At 65.6% G+C, this 20,572-nt stretch carries 21 protein-coding genes and 1 tRNA gene; 12 read left to right on the top strand and 10 right to left on the bottom strand.

Annotation, left to right across the window (positions count from 1 at the left end):
• Window positions 1-190: hypothetical protein (locus MF607_RS17035; RefSeq protein WP_242121001.1), on the top strand; the 190-nt coding region annotated here is incomplete at its 5' end.
• Window positions 187-414 (top strand): hypothetical protein, encoded by a 228-nt coding sequence (locus MF607_RS17030; RefSeq protein WP_242120999.1) that lies wholly within the window; start codon window positions 187-189, stop codon window positions 412-414. The genes MF607_RS17035 and MF607_RS17030, both read left to right, overlap by 4 nt.
• Before the next feature lie 77 nt (window positions 415-491).
• On the opposite strand, the gene MF607_RS17025 is transcribed toward MF607_RS17030, so the two are convergent.
• Both MF607_RS17025 and MF607_RS17020 read right to left on the bottom strand, forming a co-directional pair.
• Window positions 492-1,718 carry a tyrosine-type recombinase/integrase gene (locus MF607_RS17025; RefSeq protein WP_242120997.1) on the bottom strand — a complete coding sequence of 409 codons (1,227 nt, stop codon included), beginning with the start codon at window positions 1,716-1,718 and terminating at the stop codon, window positions 492-494.
• A 177-nt stretch (window positions 1,719-1,895) separates the two neighbouring features.
• Window positions 1,896-1,982: transfer RNA gene (locus MF607_RS17020), tRNA-Leu, on the bottom strand.
• A 143-nt stretch (window positions 1,983-2,125) separates the two neighbouring features.
• Here MF607_RS17020 and MF607_RS17015 point away from each other — a divergent pair.
• The 6 genes from MF607_RS17015 to gltB all read left to right on the top strand — a co-directional run bounded on the left by MF607_RS17015 (window position 2,126) and on the right by gltB (window position 10,804).
• Window positions 2,126-3,070, top strand: a complete 945-nt coding sequence (locus MF607_RS17015) for a complex I NDUFA9 subunit family protein (RefSeq protein WP_242120995.1) — start codon at window positions 2,126-2,128, stop codon at window positions 3,068-3,070.
• Entirely contained in the window at window positions 3,067-3,912 is an 846-nt protein-coding gene (locus MF607_RS17010) for an undecaprenyl-diphosphate phosphatase (RefSeq protein ID WP_242120993.1), read from the top strand. The genes MF607_RS17015 and MF607_RS17010 overlap by 4 nt, the downstream gene beginning before the upstream one ends.
• A 151-nt stretch (window positions 3,913-4,063) precedes the next feature.
• Complete coding sequence (locus MF607_RS17005) at window positions 4,064-5,509, top strand: NAD(P)-dependent oxidoreductase (RefSeq protein WP_242120991.1); 1,446 nt, start codon at window positions 4,064-4,066, stop codon at window positions 5,507-5,509.
• On the top strand, window positions 5,506-5,805 hold the full coding sequence (locus MF607_RS17000) for a nucleotidyltransferase domain-containing protein (RefSeq protein ID WP_242120989.1): 300 nt from the start codon (window positions 5,506-5,508) through the stop codon (window positions 5,803-5,805). The genes MF607_RS17005 and MF607_RS17000 overlap by 4 nt, the downstream gene beginning before the upstream one ends.
• A complete protein-coding gene (locus MF607_RS16995; RefSeq protein WP_242120987.1) occupies window positions 5,802-6,275 on the top strand; it encodes a hypothetical protein in 474 nt (157 codons plus the stop codon). The genes MF607_RS17000 and MF607_RS16995 overlap by 4 nt, the downstream gene beginning before the upstream one ends.
• A complete protein-coding gene (gene gltB, locus MF607_RS16990; protein ID WP_242120984.1) occupies window positions 6,272-10,804 on the top strand; it encodes a glutamate synthase large subunit in 4,533 nt (1,510 codons plus the stop codon). Before MF607_RS16995 ends, gltB begins: the two co-directional genes overlap by 4 nt.
• Before the next feature lie 18 nt (window positions 10,805-10,822).
• Here gltB and MF607_RS16985 read toward each other — a convergent pair whose 3' ends face one another.
• Both MF607_RS16985 and MF607_RS16980 read right to left on the bottom strand, forming a co-directional pair.
• Window positions 10,823-11,224, bottom strand: coding sequence for a hypothetical protein (locus MF607_RS16985; RefSeq protein WP_242120982.1), 402 nt, complete (start codon window positions 11,222-11,224; stop codon window positions 10,823-10,825).
• A gap of 90 nt (window positions 11,225-11,314) precedes the next feature.
• A complete protein-coding gene (locus MF607_RS16980; RefSeq protein ID WP_242120980.1) occupies window positions 11,315-11,878 on the bottom strand; it encodes a hypothetical protein in 564 nt (187 codons plus the stop codon).
• A gap of 45 nt (window positions 11,879-11,923) precedes the next feature.
• Between MF607_RS16980 and MF607_RS16975 the strand changes: the two genes are divergently transcribed.
• Window positions 11,924-12,595: a glutathione S-transferase family protein gene (locus tag MF607_RS16975; protein WP_056395461.1), complete on the top strand. Its 672-nt coding sequence runs from the start codon at window positions 11,924-11,926 to the stop codon at window positions 12,593-12,595.
• Between the two features lie 358 nt (window positions 12,596-12,953).
• Here MF607_RS16975 and rpoN read toward each other — a convergent pair whose 3' ends face one another.
• The 6 genes from rpoN to MF607_RS16945 all read right to left on the bottom strand — a co-directional run bounded on the left by rpoN (window position 12,954) and on the right by MF607_RS16945 (window position 17,997).
• Window positions 12,954-14,435: an RNA polymerase factor sigma-54 gene (gene rpoN, locus MF607_RS16970; protein WP_242120977.1), complete on the bottom strand. Its 1,482-nt coding sequence runs from the start codon at window positions 14,433-14,435 to the stop codon at window positions 12,954-12,956.
• A 5-nt stretch (window positions 14,436-14,440) separates the two neighbouring features.
• Entirely contained in the window at window positions 14,441-15,226 is a 786-nt protein-coding gene (gene lptB, locus MF607_RS16965) for an LPS export ABC transporter ATP-binding protein (RefSeq protein WP_242120975.1), read from the bottom strand.
• A gap of 123 nt (window positions 15,227-15,349) precedes the next feature.
• Window positions 15,350-15,895, bottom strand: coding sequence for an LptA/OstA family protein (locus MF607_RS16960; protein ID WP_242120972.1), 546 nt, complete (start codon window positions 15,893-15,895; stop codon window positions 15,350-15,352).
• A 5-nt stretch (window positions 15,896-15,900) separates the two neighbouring features.
• Entirely contained in the window at window positions 15,901-16,539 is a 639-nt protein-coding gene (gene lptC, locus MF607_RS16955) for an LPS export ABC transporter periplasmic protein LptC (RefSeq protein WP_242120970.1), read from the bottom strand.
• Window positions 16,540-16,548: 9 nt separating this feature from the next.
• On the bottom strand, window positions 16,549-17,169 hold the full coding sequence (locus tag MF607_RS16950; protein ID WP_242120967.1) for a ribonuclease D: 621 nt from the start codon (window positions 17,167-17,169) through the stop codon (window positions 16,549-16,551).
• A 9-nt stretch (window positions 17,170-17,178) separates the two neighbouring features.
• Window positions 17,179-17,997, bottom strand: coding sequence for a TerC family protein (locus MF607_RS16945; protein ID WP_242120965.1), 819 nt, complete (start codon window positions 17,995-17,997; stop codon window positions 17,179-17,181).
• A 218-nt stretch (window positions 17,998-18,215) separates the two neighbouring features.
• Between MF607_RS16945 and MF607_RS22775 the strand changes: the two genes are divergently transcribed.
• From MF607_RS22775 to MF607_RS16925, 3 genes are all read left to right on the top strand, one after another.
• Window positions 18,216-19,046, top strand: coding sequence for a cold-shock protein (locus MF607_RS22775; RefSeq protein ID WP_277925962.1), 831 nt, complete (start codon window positions 18,216-18,218; stop codon window positions 19,044-19,046).
• 94 nt (window positions 19,047-19,140) lie between these two features.
• Window positions 19,141-19,497: a bleomycin resistance protein gene (locus MF607_RS16930; protein WP_242120964.1), complete on the top strand. Its 357-nt coding sequence runs from the start codon at window positions 19,141-19,143 to the stop codon at window positions 19,495-19,497.
• A gap of 98 nt (window positions 19,498-19,595) precedes the next feature.
• A complete protein-coding gene (locus MF607_RS16925; RefSeq protein WP_242120962.1) occupies window positions 19,596-20,546 on the top strand; it encodes a glutathione S-transferase family protein in 951 nt (316 codons plus the stop codon).
• The last annotated feature ends 26 nt before the right edge of the window (window positions 20,547-20,572 follow it).

Genomic DNA, 20,572 nt, shown 5'->3' with positions numbered 1-20,572 from the left:
CGGCCAAAGCGGCAGAGGGCGTAGCAAGGCCAACCAATATGGCCGCGATCAAGTGCGCTTTACGGTTCACGAACTGAGGTTACACACGCGAAAGCTGACCGTCACCAATTTGTCCACGCCGCCTAGTCGCAAGTCAGGCCAGCGAACGCGCGCATGGGCTGGCCTGTGGGATCAATCGCTGATCGGTTGAGCTGGCTTCTGCGCGCCCGGTGGCTGGGGTTGCGCGGGCATCCTCGCGATAGCCAATGCTCTGATCAAACGCATCAGCCGGCATTTGCCGTTGCTTCTGCAACCGAACTCGACGGGAGTGCGACGATCCTGTCCGTGGCAACGATCACGGAGGAAGCGGACTTCTTTCTCGAGCACACCGACGAACGCTGGTCGACCGGCACATCGATCGACGACAGGGATTGAACCGGGGGTGCGACAGAACCTCGGACACGATGCGATCCTGCCCGAGGTCTCGTCACAGCTTCGTGGGGGTGCCGGGGCTAGCCCGTCGCCTTCCTGCCGAAATCGGCCCTAACGACATTCCCTCCCTCGCGCAGCCTGTCGAGATAGTCGGACCAGTGCTGCATCATGTCCACACGCTCGTCCCAATACTCGCCCCGGGCGTAAATGCGCCGCACCTGATTGGTATCGACATGCGCAAGTTGCCGCTCGATCGCATCCGGATTCCACTTGCCCATCTCGTTGAGCAGCGTGGCGCCCATCGCCCTAAACCCGTGCGCCGTCATCTGGTCGGTCGTGTAGCCGAGCTTGCGCAGGCCCTGGTTGACGGTGTTCTCTGACATCGGCTTCCGAGGCTTGCCGAGGCAGGGAAACAGGTACTTCCACCAGTGCGTGTGCCCGTGAAGCTCCCTGAGCATCGCGATGACTTGCCGCGACAGGGGCACGCGGTGCGGCCGGCGCATCTTCATGTGCTCCGCAGGCACGAACCAGATCGCCTCGTCGAAATCGATGTCGCTCCATTCCGCTTGCCGAAGCTCGCCGGGACGAAGCAATACATGCGGCGAGAGGCGCATGGCCATCACCGTCACCTTGTGGCCGGTGTAGCCATCGATCGCCCGCAGCAGCGCACCGACTTCGGACGGTCGCGTGATGGCGGCGAAATGCTTGACCTTCGGCACGACGATCGCACCGCGAAGGTCGGCGGCGACGTCCTTTTCGCACCGGACGGTCGCCACGCCATAGCGGAACACGCGGCTGAGGACGCTGCGCATGCGCCGTGCGCTCTCATAGGCACCGGTGGCTTCCACCGCGCGCAGGACGGCCAGCGCCTCATGCGGCGTGATCTGTGCGATCGGGATGGTGCCGATCAGGGGGTAGGCCTTGGCGAGCAGCCACCGGATCTTGTCGACGGTCACGGGCGCTAGTCCGTCGCGCTCGCATTTGACGAGCCACTCCTCGGCGACTGCCTGGAAGGTATTCGCCGCCGCGTACTTGGCGGCGATCCGGGCGCGCTTCCTCTCCAGCGCCGGGTCGATCCCTTCCGCAAGTTTCTTCTTGGCGTCGTCGCGGCGTGCACGCTCGTCGGCGAGGCTCACGGCCGGCCATCCGCCGAGATGGAGCTTCTTCTGCTTGTCCAGGAACCGATAGTTGAAGCGCCACAGCTTCGAGCCGTTGGGCTGGACGACGAGGTACAGGTTTTGTGAATCGGAGAGTTGCCAGGCCTTCTCCCTCGGCTTGGCGGCGTTGATCTGGATGTAGGTCAGCATGGTCGTTTTCCCAGCAGGGCCGGGTCGATCCGAGGGCATCAAAAAGGGCAGCATTTTGTGGTCGCTGCTGATGCCCATAGGCGGATTTCGCCGGACGGTGTCTGGCGATTCTCCGTCGAGAAATGCTGCGAAACCAGTCGCTTACTGGACGATGCTGGACGTATCCAGAGCCAGTAGTGGTGCCCAGAAGAGGACTCGAACCTCCACGACCTTGCGATCGCCAGCACCTGAAGCTGGTGCGTCTACCAATTCCGCCATCTGGGCACGGGGTAGGAGGGCGCCTCTACGGGGGGTGCGGCGGGGCGTCAACAACTTATTTTGCGATTTCTACGTTGTCCTTGCCGTTTTGCTGCAGGAGCGGCATGGGGCTGGCATAGAGGCATGTGGGCCAGGTAAAGGCGGGCACGATGAAGAACCAGTTGGTGACGCTGTTCGGCGGTGGCGGTTTCGTCGGCCGCTATGTCGTACAGGAATTGTTGAAGGCGGGCGCACGGGTCCGCATCGCGCAACGCGATCCGCGCCAGGCACTGTACCTGCGCACCCAAGGCGGCCTCGGCCAGACGCAGTTCGTCGCCGCCGACCTGTCGCGCCCCGACACGATCGCCCGCGCGGTGGCGGGATCGGACGCGGTCGTGAACCTCGTCGGCATTCTCGAGGGCGATTTTGACAAGGTGCATCTCGCCGGCGCGCGCAATGTCGCCGAGGCGGCGGCTGCGGCGGGTGTCGGGGCGTTCGTGCATATCTCCGCGATCGGTGCTGATCCGGCATCGGCCTCCGCCTATGGCCGGTCGAAGGCGGCGGGTGAGGACGTGGTGCGGGCGGCATTCCCGAAGGCGACTGTGCTGCGCCCCTCGATTGTGTTCGGGCGCGAGGACGGCTTCGTCAATCGCTTCGCCGGCATGATCGCCGGCGCGCCGGCGCTGATCGGACGGCCGATCGTGCCGGTGATGGCGGCGGGGACGAAGTTCCAGCCAATCTATGTCGTCGATCTGGCGCAGGTGGTGGTGAAGGCGCTGGCCGATCCGGACCGGTTCGGTGGACAGACCTATGCGATCGGCGGGCCGGACGTGATGTCGATGGGCGAACTCAACCGTTGGATCGCGCGCGCGGTCGGGCGTGACGTCCGCTTCGTCGAGGTCGCGAACGAACTGGGCGGGCTGATCGCGGCGCTGCCGTTCACGCCGATCAGCAAGGATCAGTGGGCGATGCTCTCGCGCGACAATGTCGTCGCCGGCGATGTGGAGGGGATCGAGGCGTTCGACATCCGTCCGGTGCCGTTGGCGACGGTCGCGCCCGAATGGCTGGTCGCGTACCGCAAGAATGGCCGCTTCAACAAGGTCGCCCGCGCGTGAACCCTGCCACCGCGTGGCTGGAAGCCGCGATCCTCGGCATCATCCAGGGGCTGACCGAGTTCCTGCCGGTCTCGTCCAGCGCGCATCTGCGCATCGCCGGCGCGTTCCTGCCGTCGGGGACCGATCCGGGTGCCGCCTTCACCGCGATCATCCAGATCGGGACCGAGGCGGCGGTGCTGCTGTATTTCCGTAAGGATATCTGGCGGATCGCAACGGCATGGCTCGGCCAGTTCTTCAGGCGACAGGCGGCGCAGGACGCCGACAATGCCCGGATCGGCTGGCTGGTCATCATCGGCACCTTGCCGATCGTCGTGCTGGGGTTGTTGTTCAAGGACGCGATCGAGACGTCGTTGCGCAATCTATGGTTCACCGCGTTCAGCCTGATCGGCTTCGGCATCCTGCTCGGCATCGCCGACCGGGTCGGGCGGCGGCGCTGGGGCATCGACCGATTGGGCTGGGGCAGCGGTATCGCGTTCGGCTTTGCGCAGGCGATGGCGCTGCTACCGGGTGTTTCGCGATCGGGCGGGACGATCACCGCCGGGCTGTTCATGGGGTTCACCCGCGAGGCGGCGGCGCGTTATTCGTTCCTGCTGGCGATTCCGGCCGTGCTGGCGTCGGGACTGTACCAATTGCTCAAGACCTGGGGCGAGTTCGGCCCCTATGGTCCGGGACCGACGCTGCTCGCCACCGCGATTTCGTTCGTCGTGGGATATGCATCGATCGTCGGCTTCCTGAAGCTCGTGTCGACGCGCGGCTATATGGTGTTCGTCGTTTATCGTGTGCTGCTGGGTAGTGCGTTGATTGTACTGCTTTCCCAGGGACGGATAACGCCGCTGGGTTAGGGCCGTTTCGGCCCTTCTTTCGCTAGTTAAGAATGGATGTCATTACTGGTAGCGACCAAGACGCTCAATAAGGTCACCAATCCTTACCTATTGGCTGTTTATTGCGTGACTCCGCCGTTAAAATATGCTTTCCGAACGGTCGGAGGGCATTATGGCCGATCAAGCAATGCTGAAGTTCGTTTCGCGTCCGCAGGCCTATCCGGCCAAACGGGAACCGGAACTGCGCGCGGAAGACTTTCGGGAGATCGCGGAGCGCTATGCCCCGCCGACCGCAGAGGATCAGGCGGGACGCTGCTCGCAATGCGGCGTCCCCTATTGTTCGGTCCATTGCCCGCTGCACAATCATATTCCCGACTGGCTGCGCCTGACCGCCGAGGGGCGGTTGCAGGAAGCCTATCAGCTGTCGAACAGCACCTCGACCATGCCCGAGATTTGCGGCCGCATCTGTCCGCAGGACCGGCTGTGCGAGGGCAATTGCGTCATCGAATTTTCGGGGCATGGCGCGGTCACGATCGGGTCGGTCGAGAAGTTCATCACCGACACTGCGTGGGAAAATGGCTGGGTCGAACCGGTCGCGGTCGGTCCGGCGCGGGGTCAGTCGGTGGGGATCGTCGGGGCGGGTCCGGCAGGACTGGCGGCGGCGGAATGGCTGCGCAACCTCGGCTACGACGTCCATGTCTATGACCGCTACGACCGGGCGGGCGGACTGCTGACCTATGGCATTCCCGGCTTCAAGCTCGAAAAGCCGGTAGTCATGCGCCGCGTCGAGCGGCTGAAGGAAGGCGGCATCGTCTTCCACGAAGGCTTCGAGGTCGGCCGCGACGCCAAGCTCGACGAACTGCGGCAGAAGCACGACGCGATCCTGATCGCGACCGGCGTCTACAAGCCGCGCGCGATCAAGGCACCGGGCGTTGGCAGCGGCGGGGTGGTCGATGCGCTCGACTATTTGACCACGTCGAACAAGATCGGCTTCGGCGACAGCGTGGCCGCCTATGACGACGGTTCGCTGAATGCGGCGGGCAAGAATGTCGTCGTGGTCGGCGGTGGCGATACCGCGATGGACTGCGTCCGCACCGCGATCCGCCAGGGGGCGAAGTCGGTCAAGTGCCTCTATCGCCGCGACCGCGCCAACATGCCCGGGTCGCAGCGCGAAGTCGCCAATGCCGAGGAAGAAGGCGTCGAGTTCGTCTGGCTCTCCGCCCCGGCTGCGTTCGACGAACGGGACGGACAGGTGGTGCAGGTCCGTGCGACCGGCATGCGGTTGGGCGCGCCCGACGCTTCGGGTCGCCGCGCGCCGGAGACCGATCCGGGCAACGAATTCGTCCTCGACGCCGATCTGGTGGTGAAGGCGCTGGGCTTCGATGCCGAGGATCTGCCGACGCTGTTCGATGCGCCGGAGCTGGGCGTGACCCGCTGGGGCACGGTGCGCGTCGATGGCAAGTCGATGATGACGTCGCTCGACGGCGTGTTCGCGGCTGGGGACATCGTGCGTGGGGCGTCGCTGGTGGTGTGGGCGATCCGGGACGGGCGTGACGTTACCGAGCGGATGCATACGTATCTGAAGGCGAAGGCCAAGGCGGAAAGGCAGGCGGCGTGAGGCTGAAGCCGAACGAGGTGCAGGCGATCAAGGCGGCGGCGCAAGAAGCGTTCGGCGACGATGTGGTCGTCCGCCTGTTCGGCAGCCGGGTCCGCGACGATCTGCGCGGGGGAGATATCGACCTGTTGGTCGAGGTTGACGCCAGCCTCGCGACCGAAGCGCGGGCCGACCGGTTCCGTGACCGTCTGTTCGAGCGGATCGACGAGCAGAAGGTGGATGTGGTCTTCGCGCCGCGGTCGGGCGACTGGTCCGATTTTGCCCGGATGGTCGCGCCGCAGGCGGTAGCATTGCCATGAGCGATACCGACACAGTCCTGCGCGCCACGCTGCTGCGGTGCCGGCGGCTGTCAGACGGGATCGACGAACTGCGTCCGCTATTGTCGCCGCATTTGCCGACCGAGGTCAGGGCGCTGGAGGCGCTTCCGCTGATCGAGCGGATCGCATCGACCGCGCTGCTCAAACGCGTCGAGCAGTTGCAGGACATGATCGCGCGGCTGGTCCGCCTGGTCGCCACGTGGGAACTGCTCGACACGGCAGCGATGACCCGGCGCGATATCGCGAACTGGATGGAAAAGAGCCGGTTCGTCGAGGACGCCGATCACTGGGTCGACCTGACGCTGCTGCGCAACCGGCTGGTGCATGAATATCCGATCGACGAGGCGGAGCAGGTTCGCCGCGTCAACCAATGCTGGGACGCAGCGACGCGATTGCAGTCGATCGTTGCCGCCATCGTAACATATCTTTCCAAGAAAGGGTTTGCGGCATGACCGACATGACCTCCGAACGCCTCCGCCTCGCCACCGAAGGCATGTACCGCCCCGAATATGAGGGCGACGCCTGTGGTGTCGGCATGGTCGCGGCGACCGATGGCAAGCCGTCGCGCCGCGTCGTGCAGTCGGCGATTGATGCGCTGCGCGCCGTGTGGCATCGCGGCGCGGTCGATGCCGATGGCAAGACCGGCGACGGTGCCGGCATCCATGTCGATCTACCGCACCGCTTCTTTGACGATGCGATCGCCGCGTCGGGGCACAAGCCGCTGCATGCGCGCCTCGCGGTCGGCATGGTGTTCATGCCGCGCACCGACCTCGGCGCGCAGGAAACCTGCCGGACTTTGGTCGAATCGGAGATTATCGAGGCGGGTTGGTCGATCTATGGCTGGCGGCAGGTGCCGGTCGACGTGTCGGTCATCGGCATGAAGGCGCAGGCCACCCGGCCCGAGATCGAGCAGATCATGATCGCCGGTCCCGCGCCCGAAGAGATGGACGAGGCCGAGTTCGAAAAGAACCTGTATCTGGTTCGCCGCCGGATCGAGAAGCGGATCATCGCCGCGCAGATCACCGGTTTCTATTTCTGTTCGCTGTCGTGCCGGTCGATCATCTACAAGGGGCTGTTCCTCGCGGAGAGCCTGTCGGATTTCTATCCCGACCTGACCGACGAACGCTTCGAGTCGCGCGTCGCGATCTTCCATCAGCGCTATTCGACCAACACCTTCCCGCAATGGTGGCTGGCGCAGCCGTTCCGCTGCCTCGCGCATAATGGCGAGGTCAACACGATCCGCGGCAACAAGAACTGGATGCTCAGCCACGAGATCAAGATGGCGAGCATCGCGTTCGGCGAACGGTCGGAGGATATCAAGCCGGTGATCCCGGCGGGCGCGTCGGACACGGCGGCGCTGGACGCGGTGTTCGAGACGATCTGCCGTTCGGGTCGCGACGCGCCGACCGCCAAGCTGATGCTGGTGCCCGAGGCGTGGCAGGGTGTTGCCGACATGCCCGAGGCGCATACCGCAATGTACGACTATCTCGCGAGCGTGATGGAGCCGTGGGACGGTCCCGCCGCGCTGGCGATGACCGATGGCCGCTGGGCGGTCGCCGGGCTCGATCGCAACGCGCTGCGTCCGTTGCGCTACACGATTACCGGTGACGGGCTGCTGATCGTCGGGTCGGAAGCGGGCATGGTCCCGGTGGCCGAAGCGACGGTGGTCGAGAAGGGCCGTCTGGGCCCGGGCGAGATGCTCGCCGTCGATCTGGGCGAGGGCAAGCTCTACAAGGACCGCGCGATCAAGGACAAGATTGCGGGTGAGGCGGACTATGCCGCGATGACGGCCAAGTTCCTGACCATCGACGACCTGCCCGCCGCCACGGCCGAACCGCTGCGCTACGACCGTGCCGAACTGGCGCGGCGGCAGGTGTGCGCGGGCCAGACGCTGGAGGATATGGAGCTGATCCTCTCGCCGATGGTCGAAGGGGCCAAGGAAGCGATCGGGTCGATGGGCGACGATACGCCGCTGGCGGTCATTTCCGACAAGCCGCGGCTGATCAGCCATTTCTTCCGCCAGAATTTCTCGCAGGTCACCAACCCGCCGATCGACCCGTTGCGCGAGCGCTACGTCATGTCGCTCAAGACGCGGTTCGGCAATCTGGCCAACATCCTCGACGCCGCCGACCGCGGCAGCGCGGTGCTGGTGCTCGACAGCCCGGTGCTGACCAACACCGACTGGCTGCGGCTGAAGGCGCATTTCGGCGCCCAGGCCGCCGAGATCGACTGCACCTTCCCGGCGGGCGAGGGGCCGGAGGCGCTGCGTGCCGCCATCGCCCGCATCCGCGCGCAGGCCGAACAGGCGGTGCGCGAAGGGCGCAGCGAGCTGTTCCTGACCGACGAGCATCTCGACGCGACCAAGGTGCCGATCGCCGGCGTGCTGGCGGCGGCGGCGGTGCATACGCATCTGGTGCGGAAAGGTCTGCGGTCCTATGCCTCGATCAACGTGCGGTCGTCGGAATGCCTCGACACCCATTATTATGCGGTGCTGATCGGTGTCGGCGCGACGACGGTGAACGCCTATCTGGCCGAGGCCGCGATCGCCGATCGCCATGCGCGCGGGCTGTTCGGCGAGATCAGCATGGACGAGGCGCTGAAGCGCCATCGTACCGCGATCGACGAGGGGCTGCTCAAAATCCTGTCGAAGATGGGGATCGCGGTGATCTCCAGCTATCGCGGCGGCTATAATTTCGAGGCCGTCGGCCTCAGCCGCGCGCTGGTCAACGACTTCTTCCCCGGCATGCCGGCGAAGATCTCGGGCGAGGGCTATCATTCGCTGCACGTCAACGCGACGCAGCGGCACGAGGCGGCGTTCGATACGGCGGTGGCGACGCTGCCGATCGGCGGCTTCTATCGCCAGCGCGGCGGTGGCGAGGCGCATGCCTATTCGGCGCAGCTGATGCACCTGCTGCAGACCGCGGTCGCGACCGACAGCTATTCGACCTATATGCAGTTTTCGCGGGGCGTCCGGGATTTGCCGCCGGTGTATCTGCGCGACGTGCTCGAGTTCAACTTCCCCGATACCGGCGTGCCGATCGATCAGGTCGAGGCGATCACCGAAATCCGCAAGCGCTTCGTGACGCCGGGCATGTCACTGGGCGCGCTCAGCCCGGAAGCGCATGAGACGCTGGCGATCGCGATGAACCGCATCGGCGCCAAGGCGGTGTCGGGCGAGGGCGGTGAGGATTCGATCCGCTATCAGCCGTACGAGAATGGCGACAACGGCAATTCGGTCATCAAGCAGGTCGCGTCGGGTCGCTTCGGCGTCACCGCCGAATATCTGAACGCCTGCGACGAGATCGAGATCAAGGTCGCACAGGGTGCCAAGCCCGGCGAGGGCGGGCAGCTGCCGGGCTTCAAGGTGACCGAGTTCATCGCCAAGCTGCGCCATGCGACGCCGGGCGTTACGCTGATCTCGCCGCCGCCGCATCACGACATCTATTCGATCGAGGATCTGGCGCAGCTCATCTATGACCTGAAGCAGATCAATCCCAAGGCGCGGGTGTGCGTGAAGCTGGTCAGCTCGGCCGGGATCGGCACCGTCGCGGCGGGCGTGGCGAAGGCGCATGCCGACGTCATCCTCGTGTCAGGCCATGTCGGTGGGACCGGTGCGTCGCCGCAGACGTCGATCAAGTACGCCGGCACCCCGTGGGAAATGGGGCTGTCGGAGGTCAACCAGACGCTGACGCTCAACGGCCTGCGCGGGCGCGTGGTGCTGCGGACCGATGGCGGCCTCAAGACCGGGCGCGACATCGTCGCCGCCGCGATCCTGGGGGCGGAAGAGTTCGGCATCGGGACGTTGTCGCTGGTGGCGATGGGCTGCATCATGGTGCGCCAGTGCCATAGCAACACTTGCCCCGTGGGCGTGTGCGTGCAGGACGAACGGCTGCGCGCCAAGTTCACCGGCACGCCGGAAAAGGTCATCAACCTGATGACCTTCATCGCCGAGGAGGTTCGCGAGATCCTGTCGCGCCTGGGCGTACGCAGCCTCGACGAAGTGGTCGGACGGACCGAGTTCCTGCGGCAGGTCAGCCGCGGTGCCGAGCATCTCGACGATCTCGACCTCAACCCGATCCTGGCCAAGGTCGATGCCGAGGAGAGCCAGCGGCGCTTCAGCCTGTCGACCTTCCGCAACGACGTGCCCGACAGCCTCGATGCGCAGATGATCAAGGATGCGGCAGCGGTGTTCTCGCGCGGCGAAAAGATGCAGCTGACCTATTCAGTGCGCAACACCCACCGCGCGGTCGGCACCCGCCTGTCGAGTGAGATCACGCGGACCTTCGGCATGTCGAAGCTGGCCGATGGCCATGTGACGGTGCGGCTGCGCGGGAGCGCGGGGCAGAGCCTCGGCGCGTTCCTGTGCAAGGGCATCAAGCTCGAGGTGTTCGGCGACGCCAACGACTATGTCGGCAAGGGGCTGTCGGGCGGCACGATCGTCGTTCGGCCGATGGTGTCGTCGCCGCTCAGGAGCCATGAGAACACGATCGTCGGCAATACCGTGCTGTACGGCGCGACCTCTGGCCGGCTGTTCGCGGCAGGGCAGGCGGGCGAGCGCTTCGCGGTGCGCAATTCCGGGGCGACGGTGGTGGTCGAGGGCTGCGGCGCCAATGGCTGCGAATATATGACCGGCGGCGTCGCGGTGGTGCTGGGGCGGACCGGCACGAACTTCGGCGCGGGGATGACCGGCGGCATGGCGTTCATCTACGACCATGACGACAGTTTCGAGCGGCACTACAACCCGGAGAGCATCACGCTGCACCGGCTCGGCTCGACGCATTGGGAAGCGACCCTGCGCGACCTGGTGGAACAGCATCACCGGGCGACCGATAGCCGTTGGTCGGGAGCGATCCTCGAGGATTGGGACCGGTGCAAGGGCCGGTTCTGGCAGGTGGTGCCCAAGGAAATGCTGACGCGGCTGCCGCACCAGCTGCTCGACGATGCGGCGGGCGAACCGGGACAGGCGGTCGCCGCCGCCTGAACTAACGCGCCGCGACGGTCAGCCGACCGATCGTCGCGGTGCCGTGTCGAGGTCGGTCGAGCGCAACCATGCCTCGGCCGCCTCGATCGTGTCGAAATAACGGGCGACCCGCCCTGCTGCCGCGCGGCGAACCTGCATCGCCGCGAGCGACTTCGCGACCACGAACGCGATACAGGACGCCGCGTTACGCGGATCGGCGAGAATGCGCTGAAACTCGGCGACGGCTTCGCTCGATTGAATATCCGCATGCCGCATGTCGACCAGCGTCCGATGCTGGTTGGGCGGGGTCTCGAGCCGGGCCAGTCCGTTGCCGATCGCGGCGGCGAGACGGGCGATATCGGGGGGCGCGAAGAACCCGCCCACCGTGATCCGCAACATGCCCGATGCCGGGTCCGCCATAATATCGAAGGTCGCTTCCATAAGACTATTGTAGCGCGGAACGGGTTTCCAGATCGTATACTGCCGTCGTGAAAGATATCGGACACGGTTAGACAATTAGATTGATCTACATCAAGTCGAGCGACGCCGCCGGGACTGGGCGACTGCTATCCAGCCAAATGCGGCATAGCAGGTCAGCGCCCACCAGCCGCCATCGGTGGCGAACAGATAGGCGACGCCGATCAGTATCAGAATCAGCGCGGTCGACAGGGCAAGGCCGATCGGCAGCGCCGCTGCGAGCAGGACCGCGCCGGCAAGGGTCGCCACCACCGCCTGCACGCCCAGCCAGGCATAAGAGCCGGAAACGCCGAGCGATCCAAAGCCCGGCAGCTTGACCGTCGCGAAGCCGCGCATCGCATTGGGAAAGGCATCGGCGGCAAGATGCAGACCGATGCCGATCGCCAATCCGGCCATGACCGGACGCCAGTGGCGCCCGAACAGCGCCAGCCCGAGCGGCAGCAGCGAATGGGTCAGGGCGCTGCGATGGCCGATCGGCAGCAACAGGTCGAGATCGGGCAGGGTGGTGGCGGCGATCCCCGCGCAGACGATCGCGGCGGCATGGACCACCGGTCGGGACGATATGCGGACCAGCAGGATCGCGGCACCGAGCCACAGCAGCGCAATCAGCAATCCCACACGAATCCCCTTCCGCACCGCAGCCGTGCCGCCTAACACGAAGCCATGTGGCAGCTCCTGCAATTCCCGTTATGTCCCTTCTCGCGCAAGGTCCGTCTGCTGCTCGCCGAAAAGAGCATCGGTTATCAACCGGTTCGCGAATCGCCCTGGACGCGGCGCGACGAGTTCCTGCACCTGAACCCCGCGGGCCAGACGCCGGTGATGATCGATGAGCAGGCGGGCATCCGGCTGATCGATTCGATGGCGATCTGCGAATATATCGAGGAGACGGGCGACAAGCCGGCGATGCTGAACGGCAGCGCCGCCGACCGCGCCGAACAGCGGCGGCTGGTGACGTGGTTCGACACCCAATTTTATCGCGAGATTACCGGCCCGCTGCTGATGGAACGGATGGAGAAGCGCATCGTCCACCGCCAGACGCCCGATACGCGGGTGCTGCGCGAGGCGATGAAGGCGGCGGTCGAGCATCTCGATTATATCGATTACCTGCTCGATCACCGGCAATGGATCGGCGGCGCGACGATGAGTCTCGCCGATCTGGCGGCGGCGGCGCAGATTTCGATCGCCGACTATCTGGGCGGGATCGATTTCAAGACGCACGACCTCGCCAAGCGCTGGTATGTCGGCATGAAGAGCCGGCCGAGTTTCCGGCCGCTGCTGGCCGAGCGGATGGAAGGCGTGCCGCCGCCGGCGGATTATGAAAAGCTGGACGTTTAGGGGGCGGTAGCTGCCGCCTGTCTTTGCTACCCTTCCCCTCCCGTTCGGTTCGAGTAGCGATCGAGCTTGTCGAGAGCGCGTATCGAGAACTTGGCGCCGCAGAGGCGACCTATTTAGGGTTCGCTTGTGGTAGCGTGTTCTCGACGGACGCTTCTCGACAAGCTCGAAGCTGCTCGAACCGAACGGATATTTACGGATTTTAGGTGCTTACCCGATCAGGGACGGCCAAAGTTCACGAAGTTCACACTCGTACGCGTTTTGCAGCGTGCGTGACCTTGCCCGGTAACAGGGGGCGCTGGATGGACGGTGCGAAAGAGCGCCCGCGACCTTGCCACCCGCCGCCCCCTGTAGGAAAGCCTTACCCGCCGAGCGCCTTTTGCCGCCGCCGCTGCACCGACGACCCCAGCCCGATCGCCTCGCGATATTTGGCGACCGTCCGCCGGGCGATGTCGAAGCCCTTGGCATTGAGCAATTCGACCAGCGTGTCGTCGGACAGGATCTTCTTCGGGTCTTCGCCGGCGATCAGGGTGCGGATCGCTTCCTTGACCGCGAGCGCCGATACCGCCTCGCCGCCATCCGCCGATTGGATGGCGGAGGTGAAGAAGAATTTCAGTTCGAATAGGCCGCGCGGGCAGGACAGATATTTGTTCGACGTCACGCGGCTGACCGTGGATTCGTGCATCTCGATCGCCTCGGCGACCTTCGCCAGCGTCAGTGGGCGGAGATGGGCGACGCCCTGCCGAAAGAACGCCTCCTGCTGCTTCACGATCTCGGTCGCGACCTTCAGGATGGTGCGCTGGCGCTGGTCGAGCGCCTTTACCAGCCAGTTGGCGCTGGCGAGGCAATCGGACAGCCACGCCTTGGACGATTTGGTGCCACCCGCGCTCAGTTCCGCGAAATAGCCGCGATTGACCAGCACGCGCGGCAGCGTCGCGCCGTTGATCTCGACCGCCCAGCCATCTCCGCGGGGGGCGACGAACAGGTCGGGGACGACCGACTGGGTGCGTTCGCCGCCGAATCGGCAGCCGGGTTTGGGATCGTATCCGCGCAATTCGCGGATCATGTCGGCGAGGTCTTCCTCATCGACCTCGCAGATCCGGCGCAGTTGCGGCAGTGCGCCGCGCGCGAGCAGGTCGAGATGGTCGAGCAGCCGCGCCATGCACGGATCGTAGCGATCGACCTCACGCGCCTGGATCGCAAGGCATTCGGCGAGACTGCGCGCGCCGACGCCGCTCGGGTCGAAGGTCTGGACGATCGTCAGCACCGATTCGACGCGCGCGAGCGGCACGCCGAGGCGGTTGGCGATGTCGAGCAGCGATCCCGACAGATAGCCGCAATCGTCGATCTGATCGATGATCGCGCTGGCGATGAACAGGTCGGCGCCGGACACGCAGGCTCCGGCCTGTTGCAGCAGATGGTCGACCAGCGACACATCGGCGCTGGCCAGCGCGTCGAGATCGGGCGCGTCCTCATAGCCGCCCGCACCGGTCGCGGCGAGGCCGAGGCCGCCGTCGAGCGAGCCGACGCCATCGGCGGCGCTGTCATGGTGGAAGGTGTCGCCGAGATCGAGGTCGAGCGACTCGCCGCTCGCCGCGCCGAGGCCCAGCAGTTCGTCCGATCCGGCGGGTTCGCCGGAAGGAGCGGGTTCGGGCGCTTCGAGCGCGGAGCCATCATCGTCGCTGCCGCCCGATTCGAGCAGCGGGTTCTTTTCGATTTCCTCGGCGAGGAAGCCTTCGATCTCCAGATTCGACAGCGCGAGCAGGCGGATCGCCTGCTGCAACTGCGGCGTCATCACCAGCGATTGCGACTGGCGCAGGTCGAGGCGCGGCGCGAGGCTCATTCTGGTTAAAGCTCGAACCCTTCGCCCAGATACAGGCGGCGGACATTGGCATCGGCGACCAGTTCGGACGGCGATCCGGCGAACAGCACGCGGCCGTCATAGATGATATAGGCGCGGTCGACGATTTCGAGCGTCTCGCGGACATTGTGATCGGTGATCAGCACGCCGATGCCGCGCGATTTCAGCTGGATCACCAGGTCGCGAATGTCGGCGATCGAGATCGGATCGATGCCGGCAAAGGGTTCGTCGAGCAGGATGATCGTCGGATTGGCGGCAAGCGCGCGGGCGATTTCGGCGCGACGCCGCTCGCCGCCCGACAGCGCCATCGCCGACGCGGTGCGCAGCCGGGTCAGGCCGAATTCGTCGAGCAGCTGTTCGAGCCGCGCGGCGCGTGCCGTCTTGTCCGGTTCGGCGAGTTCGAGCACGGCGAGGATGTTCTTTTCGACCGACAGGCCGCGGAAGATCGAGGTTTCCTGCGGCAGATAGCCGAGGCCGAGGATCGCGCGACGATACATGGGCAGCGCGGTAATGTCCTCGCCATCGAGCAGGATGCGGCCGGCATCGGGCTTCACCAGGCCCATGGCGGAATAGAAGCTGGTCGTCTTGCCCGCGCCATTGGGGCCGAGCAGTCCGACGACTTCGCCGCGCCCGACCGACATCGACACGTCGGAGAGCACGACCCGCTTGTCATAGGATTTGGCGATCGACACGACCGACAGCCCCGTGTCGGAGGGCAGTTCGTGGACCGGGACAGCGTCGGCGCTGCGGGACAACAGGGTGGTGTCGGTCATCGGCAGCGTCCTGATCGCATGGCAATGGTTACCGTACCGTTAGGACGGTTCGATTGGCAGGAATATTGCATGAAAGACGCATGCAAGCAAAGGTCCGATCACCGGCCCGCCCGGAAAGTGCGATTAGTTGCGCCGGGGTACCGAGAAGCGACCGGTGACGCGGCCACCGCTCTGCTGGACCGTGCCATCGGGCGCGCGGGTCGTGCCGACGCCCGAGCCGTCGATCGTCGCACGGCCGGTGTCGAGGTCGATCGACAGCCGCCCGCCGGTCAGGGTGTTCGCCCCCTGCGTCAACTGCACGCCGCCGATCATCGTCACGACGCGGCGGTTGACGTCATAGACGGCGAAGCGCGATTTGGCGGTCTGATCGGGACGAGTGACGGTGACGTTGCCGGTCGCGTCCATCCGCGATGCCTGGGGCGAGGCGCCTTCGGTAATCTGGCCGGTATAGGCGACGACGACGCGGTCGGCGGTCAGCGTCATGGTCGACTGGCGGATGGTGACCCCGCCGGTCAGCACCGCGCGATTGGCGCGATCCTGCAATTCGATGGCGTTGGCCGAGAAATCGATCGGCGCGTTCGAATCGTGCCGCGTCTGCGCCGGAGCCGAGCTCGCAATGGCGAGGAAGCCGATGGTGGCGATAAGGCCCGGGAGCGCATGGCGAATCATCGCGGCTATTTCGTGCGTGCCGGGTCGATACGCAAGCGGGCATTGCCGGTCAGCCGCACGGTGCGCGACTCCAGATCGGCATCGAGCCGGTCGCCGCTGAACGTGCCCATCGCCGTCGTGCCGGTCACCGCGCTGCCGCTTTGCAGGCGGCGGGTCTTCAGGTCGACGGTCGCGTCGTTGGTGTCGAGCGTATAGCCGTCCGCCGCGCGGAAGCGGATCGGGCCGTTCACATCGACCTGTTCGTCGCGCATGTCGTAGCGGCCGCTGGGTGCGGTCAGGCGGGCGGGGCCGTCGGGCAGGCGGATGGCGGCGGCCAGTTCCTGCAACTGCACGATCGGTTCGGCCGAGCTTTTCTGCACCGCCGACCCGGCATCGATGACGAAAGGCTGGCCCTTGGCATCCTGTCCGCGATATTCGGCCGCGCGCAGCCGCATCCGTTCCTGCGCGACATCGACCTTGTTCTTGTCGAGCACGAAGCTGGTATCGCCGCGCATGAACAGCGGCGCCATCACCAGAAACGCCGCCAGCACGCCGATGCCGATCGGCAGCGCGACCATCAGCACGGCAATCGATCGGTCATGCGCGCTGCCGGGCGCGGCACGGCGTTGCCGGCGCGAGCGTTCCTGGCGGGCGATTTCCGACATCGTCGTCCCTTACATGTGCGCGAAGATATCGGTCTCGGGCCAGCCGGCGAGATCGAGGGCGGCGCGATGCGGCAGGAAATCGAAACAGGCCTGCGCCAGATGGGTGCGGCCTTCGCGCGCCAGCCGCTTGCTCAGTTCCTCGCGCAGCGCGTGGAGGAAGCGGACGTCGGAGGCGGCATAGTCGCGCTGCGCATCGGACAGCACCGGACCGCCCCAGTCGGACGATTGCTGCTGCTTCGACAGTTCCTGCCCGAGCAGTTCGCGGACCAGTTCCTTCAGCCCGTGGCGGTCGGTATAGGTGCGGACCAGCCGCGACGCGATCTTGGTGCAGAATACCGGGCCGGCGGTGACGCCGAGGTAATGCTGGATCGCGGCGAGGTCAAACCGGCCGAAATGATAGAGCTTCACCCGCGCCGGATCGGCAAGCACCGCCTTCAGATTCGGGGCGGCATAGTCGCTGCCGGGGTTGAAGCGGACGAGATGCTGGTCCTCGCCGCCGTCCGACAACTGCACGACGCACAGCCGGTCGCGCGGAGTGATGAGGCCCATCGTCTCGGTATCGACGGCGATATCGGCGCCGGGGGCGAAGACGCCTTCGGGCAGGTCTTCTTCGTGGAAATAAACGGTCATCGAATGCGCCTAGCGGTTGGCGGGGGCTCGCTCAATGGTCTCTCGCGCCGCTCGCTTCTTTGCCTTGGATCGCCGCGAAACGATGTTGAGCGTCTCGACCCCGGCCGAAAAGGCCATGGCGGCGTAGATATAGCCCTTGGGCACATGCACGCCGAAGCCATCGGCGATGAGCACCGCGCCGATCATCAGCAAGAAGCCGAGCGCCAGCATGACCACGGTCGGGTTCGCGTTGATGAAGCGCGCCAGCGGATCGGCGGCGACCAGCATGATGCCGACGGTCACGATCACCGCCGCCATCATGATCGGGACTTCGTCGGTCATGCCGACCGCGGTCAGGATCGAATCGATCGAGAACACCATGTCGAGCGCGACGATCTGCGCGATCGCCGATCCGAACGACAAGGCGGTCTTGCCCTGTTTGTCGAGTGCCTCACCGGTCGGTTCGTCGTCCATCGTGTGATGGATTTCCTTGGTCGCCTTCCACACGAGGAACAGCCCGCCGACGATCAGGATCAGGTCGCGCCACGAGAATGCGGTCTCGAAGCTCGGGCGGCCATAGCCGTCGGGCCGCCCCTGAATGCCGAGGTCGAATACCGGGTTGGTGAGCGAGACGATGAAGGCGATCATCGACAGCAGCAACAGTCGCATGACCAGCGCGAGACCGATACCGATTCGCCGCGCCAGTTGTTGCTGATGCGCCGGCAACTTGTTCGACAGAATCGAAATGAAGATGAGATTGTCGATGCCGAGCACGACTTCGAGCACGACCAGCGTGAAAAAGGCTGCCCAGGCAGTCGGATCGGCAACAAGCGCCAAGATGGTGTCCATGCGAGGATTCTGTGCCGTCTTCGCCACATAACCGCAAGATAATCGCGAGGTTCGCGGCCACCGGAACGATTGCAACGGCGAAATTCGTTTGGGGCCGCGCGCTTTTACGCTATGGCAGGGCTGTGGCACCCGGTTTGGCGGTGCCCGGACACCTGCGTTTTTCGCTCGGCGCTTGGGTTTAGAATGAAGTTGGGCGAACCGGGAAGACGAACAGGGCAATGAGTTTCGATCGAGGACGGCGCGGCGAGCGCGGTGGGCGCGGCAGGGACAAGCGCGACGGTTTTGGTGACGAAGGTGGCAGCAGCTACGGCGGCGGCGGCTTCGGCGGCGATCGCGGTGGCTTCGGCGGCGGTGGATTCGGTGGCGGCGGCTTCGGCGGCGGCAGCAGCTACGGTGATCGTGGCGGCGGCGGTGGCGGCTTCGGCGGCGGCGGCGGTGGTTTCCGTGGCGGCGGTGGCGGCGGCTTCGGCGGCGGCGGTGGCGGCTTTGGTGGCGGCAGCGGCGGTGGCCGCGGCATGCCGCCGCAGGTCGTCGGCGAAGCGACCGGCGTGGTCAAGTTCTTCAACGCGCAGAAGGGCTTCGGTTTCGTGGTCCGTGATGACGGCGGCGAAGACGTGTTCGTCCACATCTCGGCCGTCGAACAGGCCGGGCTGAGCGCGCTGGCCGAAGGTCAGCCGATGGGCTTCACCCTCGTCGATCGTGGCGGCCGCATTTCGGCGACCGACCTGAAGATCGACGGCGAACCGATGCCGGTCACCGGCGGCGGCGCTCCGCGCGAACCGCGTGATGCCGGCCCGCGTGGTGGCGGCATGGGCGGCCCGCAGCGGCAGCTGACCGGCGAGCGCGCGAGCGGCGTCGTGAAGTTCTTCAACGCGATGAAGGGCTTCGGCTTCATCCAGCGCGACGATGGCCAGCCGGACGCATTCGTCCACATCTCGGCCGTCGAGCGTGCGGGTCTGCCGACGCTCAACGAAGGCGATCGTCTCGAGTTCGAACTCGAAGTCGACCGTCGCGGAAAGCACGCCGCGGTGAACCTCAACAAGCTTTGAGGTTCGCGCTTCGGCGATAGTCAAGGGGCCGGTCACTCGCAGGGGTGACCGGCTCTTTTCGTTTGCGCGGCGTGCGCGCGAATCGGAGGGCCGAATGGATCTGGCGACACCCAATTTGCCGTCGCGCGACTTTGCGGTGACCTCGGCGTTCTTCGCCGCGCTCGGCTTCGTCGAAACGTGGCGCGATGCGACGTGGATGATTCTCGAACGCGGATCGCTGAAGCTCGAATTCTTCCCATGGCCCGATCTCGATCCGACGACGAGCGGCTATGGCAGCTGCCTGCGACTCGATGACCTCGACGCTTTCTATGCGGTGGCAAAGGCGGCGGGCATTGCGGAGAAACCGACCGGCTTTCCCCGGCTGCAACCGGCGCGCGAGCAGAACGGCCTGCGCATCGGCGCGTTGCTCGATCCCGATAGTTCGTTGTTGCGGCTGATCCAAAATCCCTGACTCGTTGGGCGTCCGTTTGCGCCCCCGCGATCGACATACCGTCGAGAACCCCGACGCATCCTCGCTCGTTGCATCGCCGGACAGCGAAGGGATCGCCGATGGGCATGTTGCAGCACGGGGTTTGGACCAACGATACGCCGGTCGCGCCGACCGATGCGTCGGGCAATTTCCAGCGGGCGGAGAGCGGGTTTCGCGACTGGTTGACGCGCGACGGCGGTGCGGGGCCGGACGGGCAGCGCGGCTGGCCCGCCGAGGCCGGGCGCTATCATCTCTATGTCAGCCTTGCCTGTCCATGGGCGCATCGGACGCTGGTGGTGCGGGCGCTGAAAGGACTGGAGGATTCGCTGCCGGTCACGGTGGTCGGGCCGCTGATGGGCGCGCAGGGGTGGAGCTTTGCCGAGGCGTTCGGCGGGACGGGCGATCCGGTCAACGGCGTCGACCATCTGCACCAGCTTTATGCGATGGCCGAACCCGATATGACTGGCAAGGTGACGGTGCCGGTGTTGTGGGACAAGGCCGAGCGGCGGATCGTCAACAACGAATCGTCGGAGATCATCCGGATGCTGAACATTGCGTTCGACGATCTGGGCGCGACGCCGGGCGACTTCTATCCGCCGGACCTGCGCACCGAGATCGATGCGGTCAACGAACGCGTCTATGCGACCGTCAATAACGGTGTCTATCGCGCGGGCTTCGCGACGACGCAGGCGGCCTATGACGAAGCGGTCGAGGCGTTGTTCGAGTCGCTCGACTGGCTGGAGGAACGGTTGACCGGCGAATGGCTGGTCGGCGACCGGCTGACCGAGGCCGATATCCGATTGTTCACGACGCTGGTGCGGTTCGATCCGGTCTATCATGGCCATTTCAAATGCAATGTCCGGCGGCTGCTCGACTATCCGCGGCTGCGCGCGCTGGCCGAACGGATCGCGGCGCTGCCGGGCGTCGCGGAGACGATCGACCTCGACCAGATCAAGACGCATTATTATCGCAGCCACAAGGACATCAACCCGACCGGGATCGTGCCGGCCGGACCGGCAGTGCCGTTCTGATCGTTCAGGCGCCGGCAAGGCAGATG

The organism is Sphingomonas lacusdianchii (genome assembly GCF_022664395.1).
Classification (GTDB): Bacteria; Pseudomonadota; Alphaproteobacteria; order Sphingomonadales; family Sphingomonadaceae; genus Sphingomonas; species Sphingomonas lacusdianchii.
The sequence above is the reverse complement of the archived record's forward strand: the minus strand, read 5'-3'. Positions and strand labels throughout refer to the sequence as shown.

Coding starts and splice junctions, on each gene's coding strand:
- MF607_RS16950 (WP_242120967.1), bottom strand. CDS start 17,169: ATGACCGTTTATTTCCACGAAGAAGACCTGCCCGAAGGCGTCTTCGCC.
- gltB (WP_242120984.1), top strand. CDS start 6,272: ATGACCGACATGACCTCCGAACGCCTCCGCCTCGCCACCGAAGGCATG.
- MF607_RS16960 (WP_242120972.1), bottom strand. CDS start 15,895: ATGATTCGCCATGCGCTCCCGGGCCTTATCGCCACCATCGGCTTCCTC.
- rpoN (WP_242120977.1), bottom strand. CDS start 14,435: ATGAGCCTCGCGCCGCGCCTCGACCTGCGCCAGTCGCAATCGCTGGTG.
- MF607_RS22775 (WP_277925962.1), top strand. CDS start 18,216: ATGAGTTTCGATCGAGGACGGCGCGGCGAGCGCGGTGGGCGCGGCAGG.
- MF607_RS17015 (WP_242120995.1), top strand. CDS start 2,126: ATGAAGAACCAGTTGGTGACGCTGTTCGGCGGTGGCGGTTTCGTCGGC.
- MF607_RS16925 (WP_242120962.1), top strand. CDS start 19,596: ATGGGCATGTTGCAGCACGGGGTTTGGACCAACGATACGCCGGTCGCG.
- lptC (WP_242120970.1), bottom strand. CDS start 16,539: ATGTCGGAAATCGCCCGCCAGGAACGCTCGCGCCGGCAACGCCGTGCC.
- MF607_RS16945 (WP_242120965.1), bottom strand. CDS start 17,997: ATGGACACCATCTTGGCGCTTGTTGCCGATCCGACTGCCTGGGCAGCC.
- MF607_RS17025 (WP_242120997.1), bottom strand. CDS start 1,718: ATGCTGACCTACATCCAGATCAACGCCGCCAAGCCGAGGGAGAAGGCC.
- lptB (WP_242120975.1), bottom strand. CDS start 15,226: ATGACCGACACCACCCTGTTGTCCCGCAGCGCCGACGCTGTCCCGGTC.
- MF607_RS16975 (WP_056395461.1), top strand. CDS start 11,924: ATGTGGCAGCTCCTGCAATTCCCGTTATGTCCCTTCTCGCGCAAGGTC.
- MF607_RS17005 (WP_242120991.1), top strand. CDS start 4,064: ATGGCCGATCAAGCAATGCTGAAGTTCGTTTCGCGTCCGCAGGCCTAT.
- MF607_RS16930 (WP_242120964.1), top strand. CDS start 19,141: ATGGATCTGGCGACACCCAATTTGCCGTCGCGCGACTTTGCGGTGACC.
- MF607_RS16985 (WP_242120982.1), bottom strand. CDS start 11,224: ATGGAAGCGACCTTCGATATTATGGCGGACCCGGCATCGGGCATGTTG.
- MF607_RS16995 (WP_242120987.1), top strand. CDS start 5,802: ATGAGCGATACCGACACAGTCCTGCGCGCCACGCTGCTGCGGTGCCGG.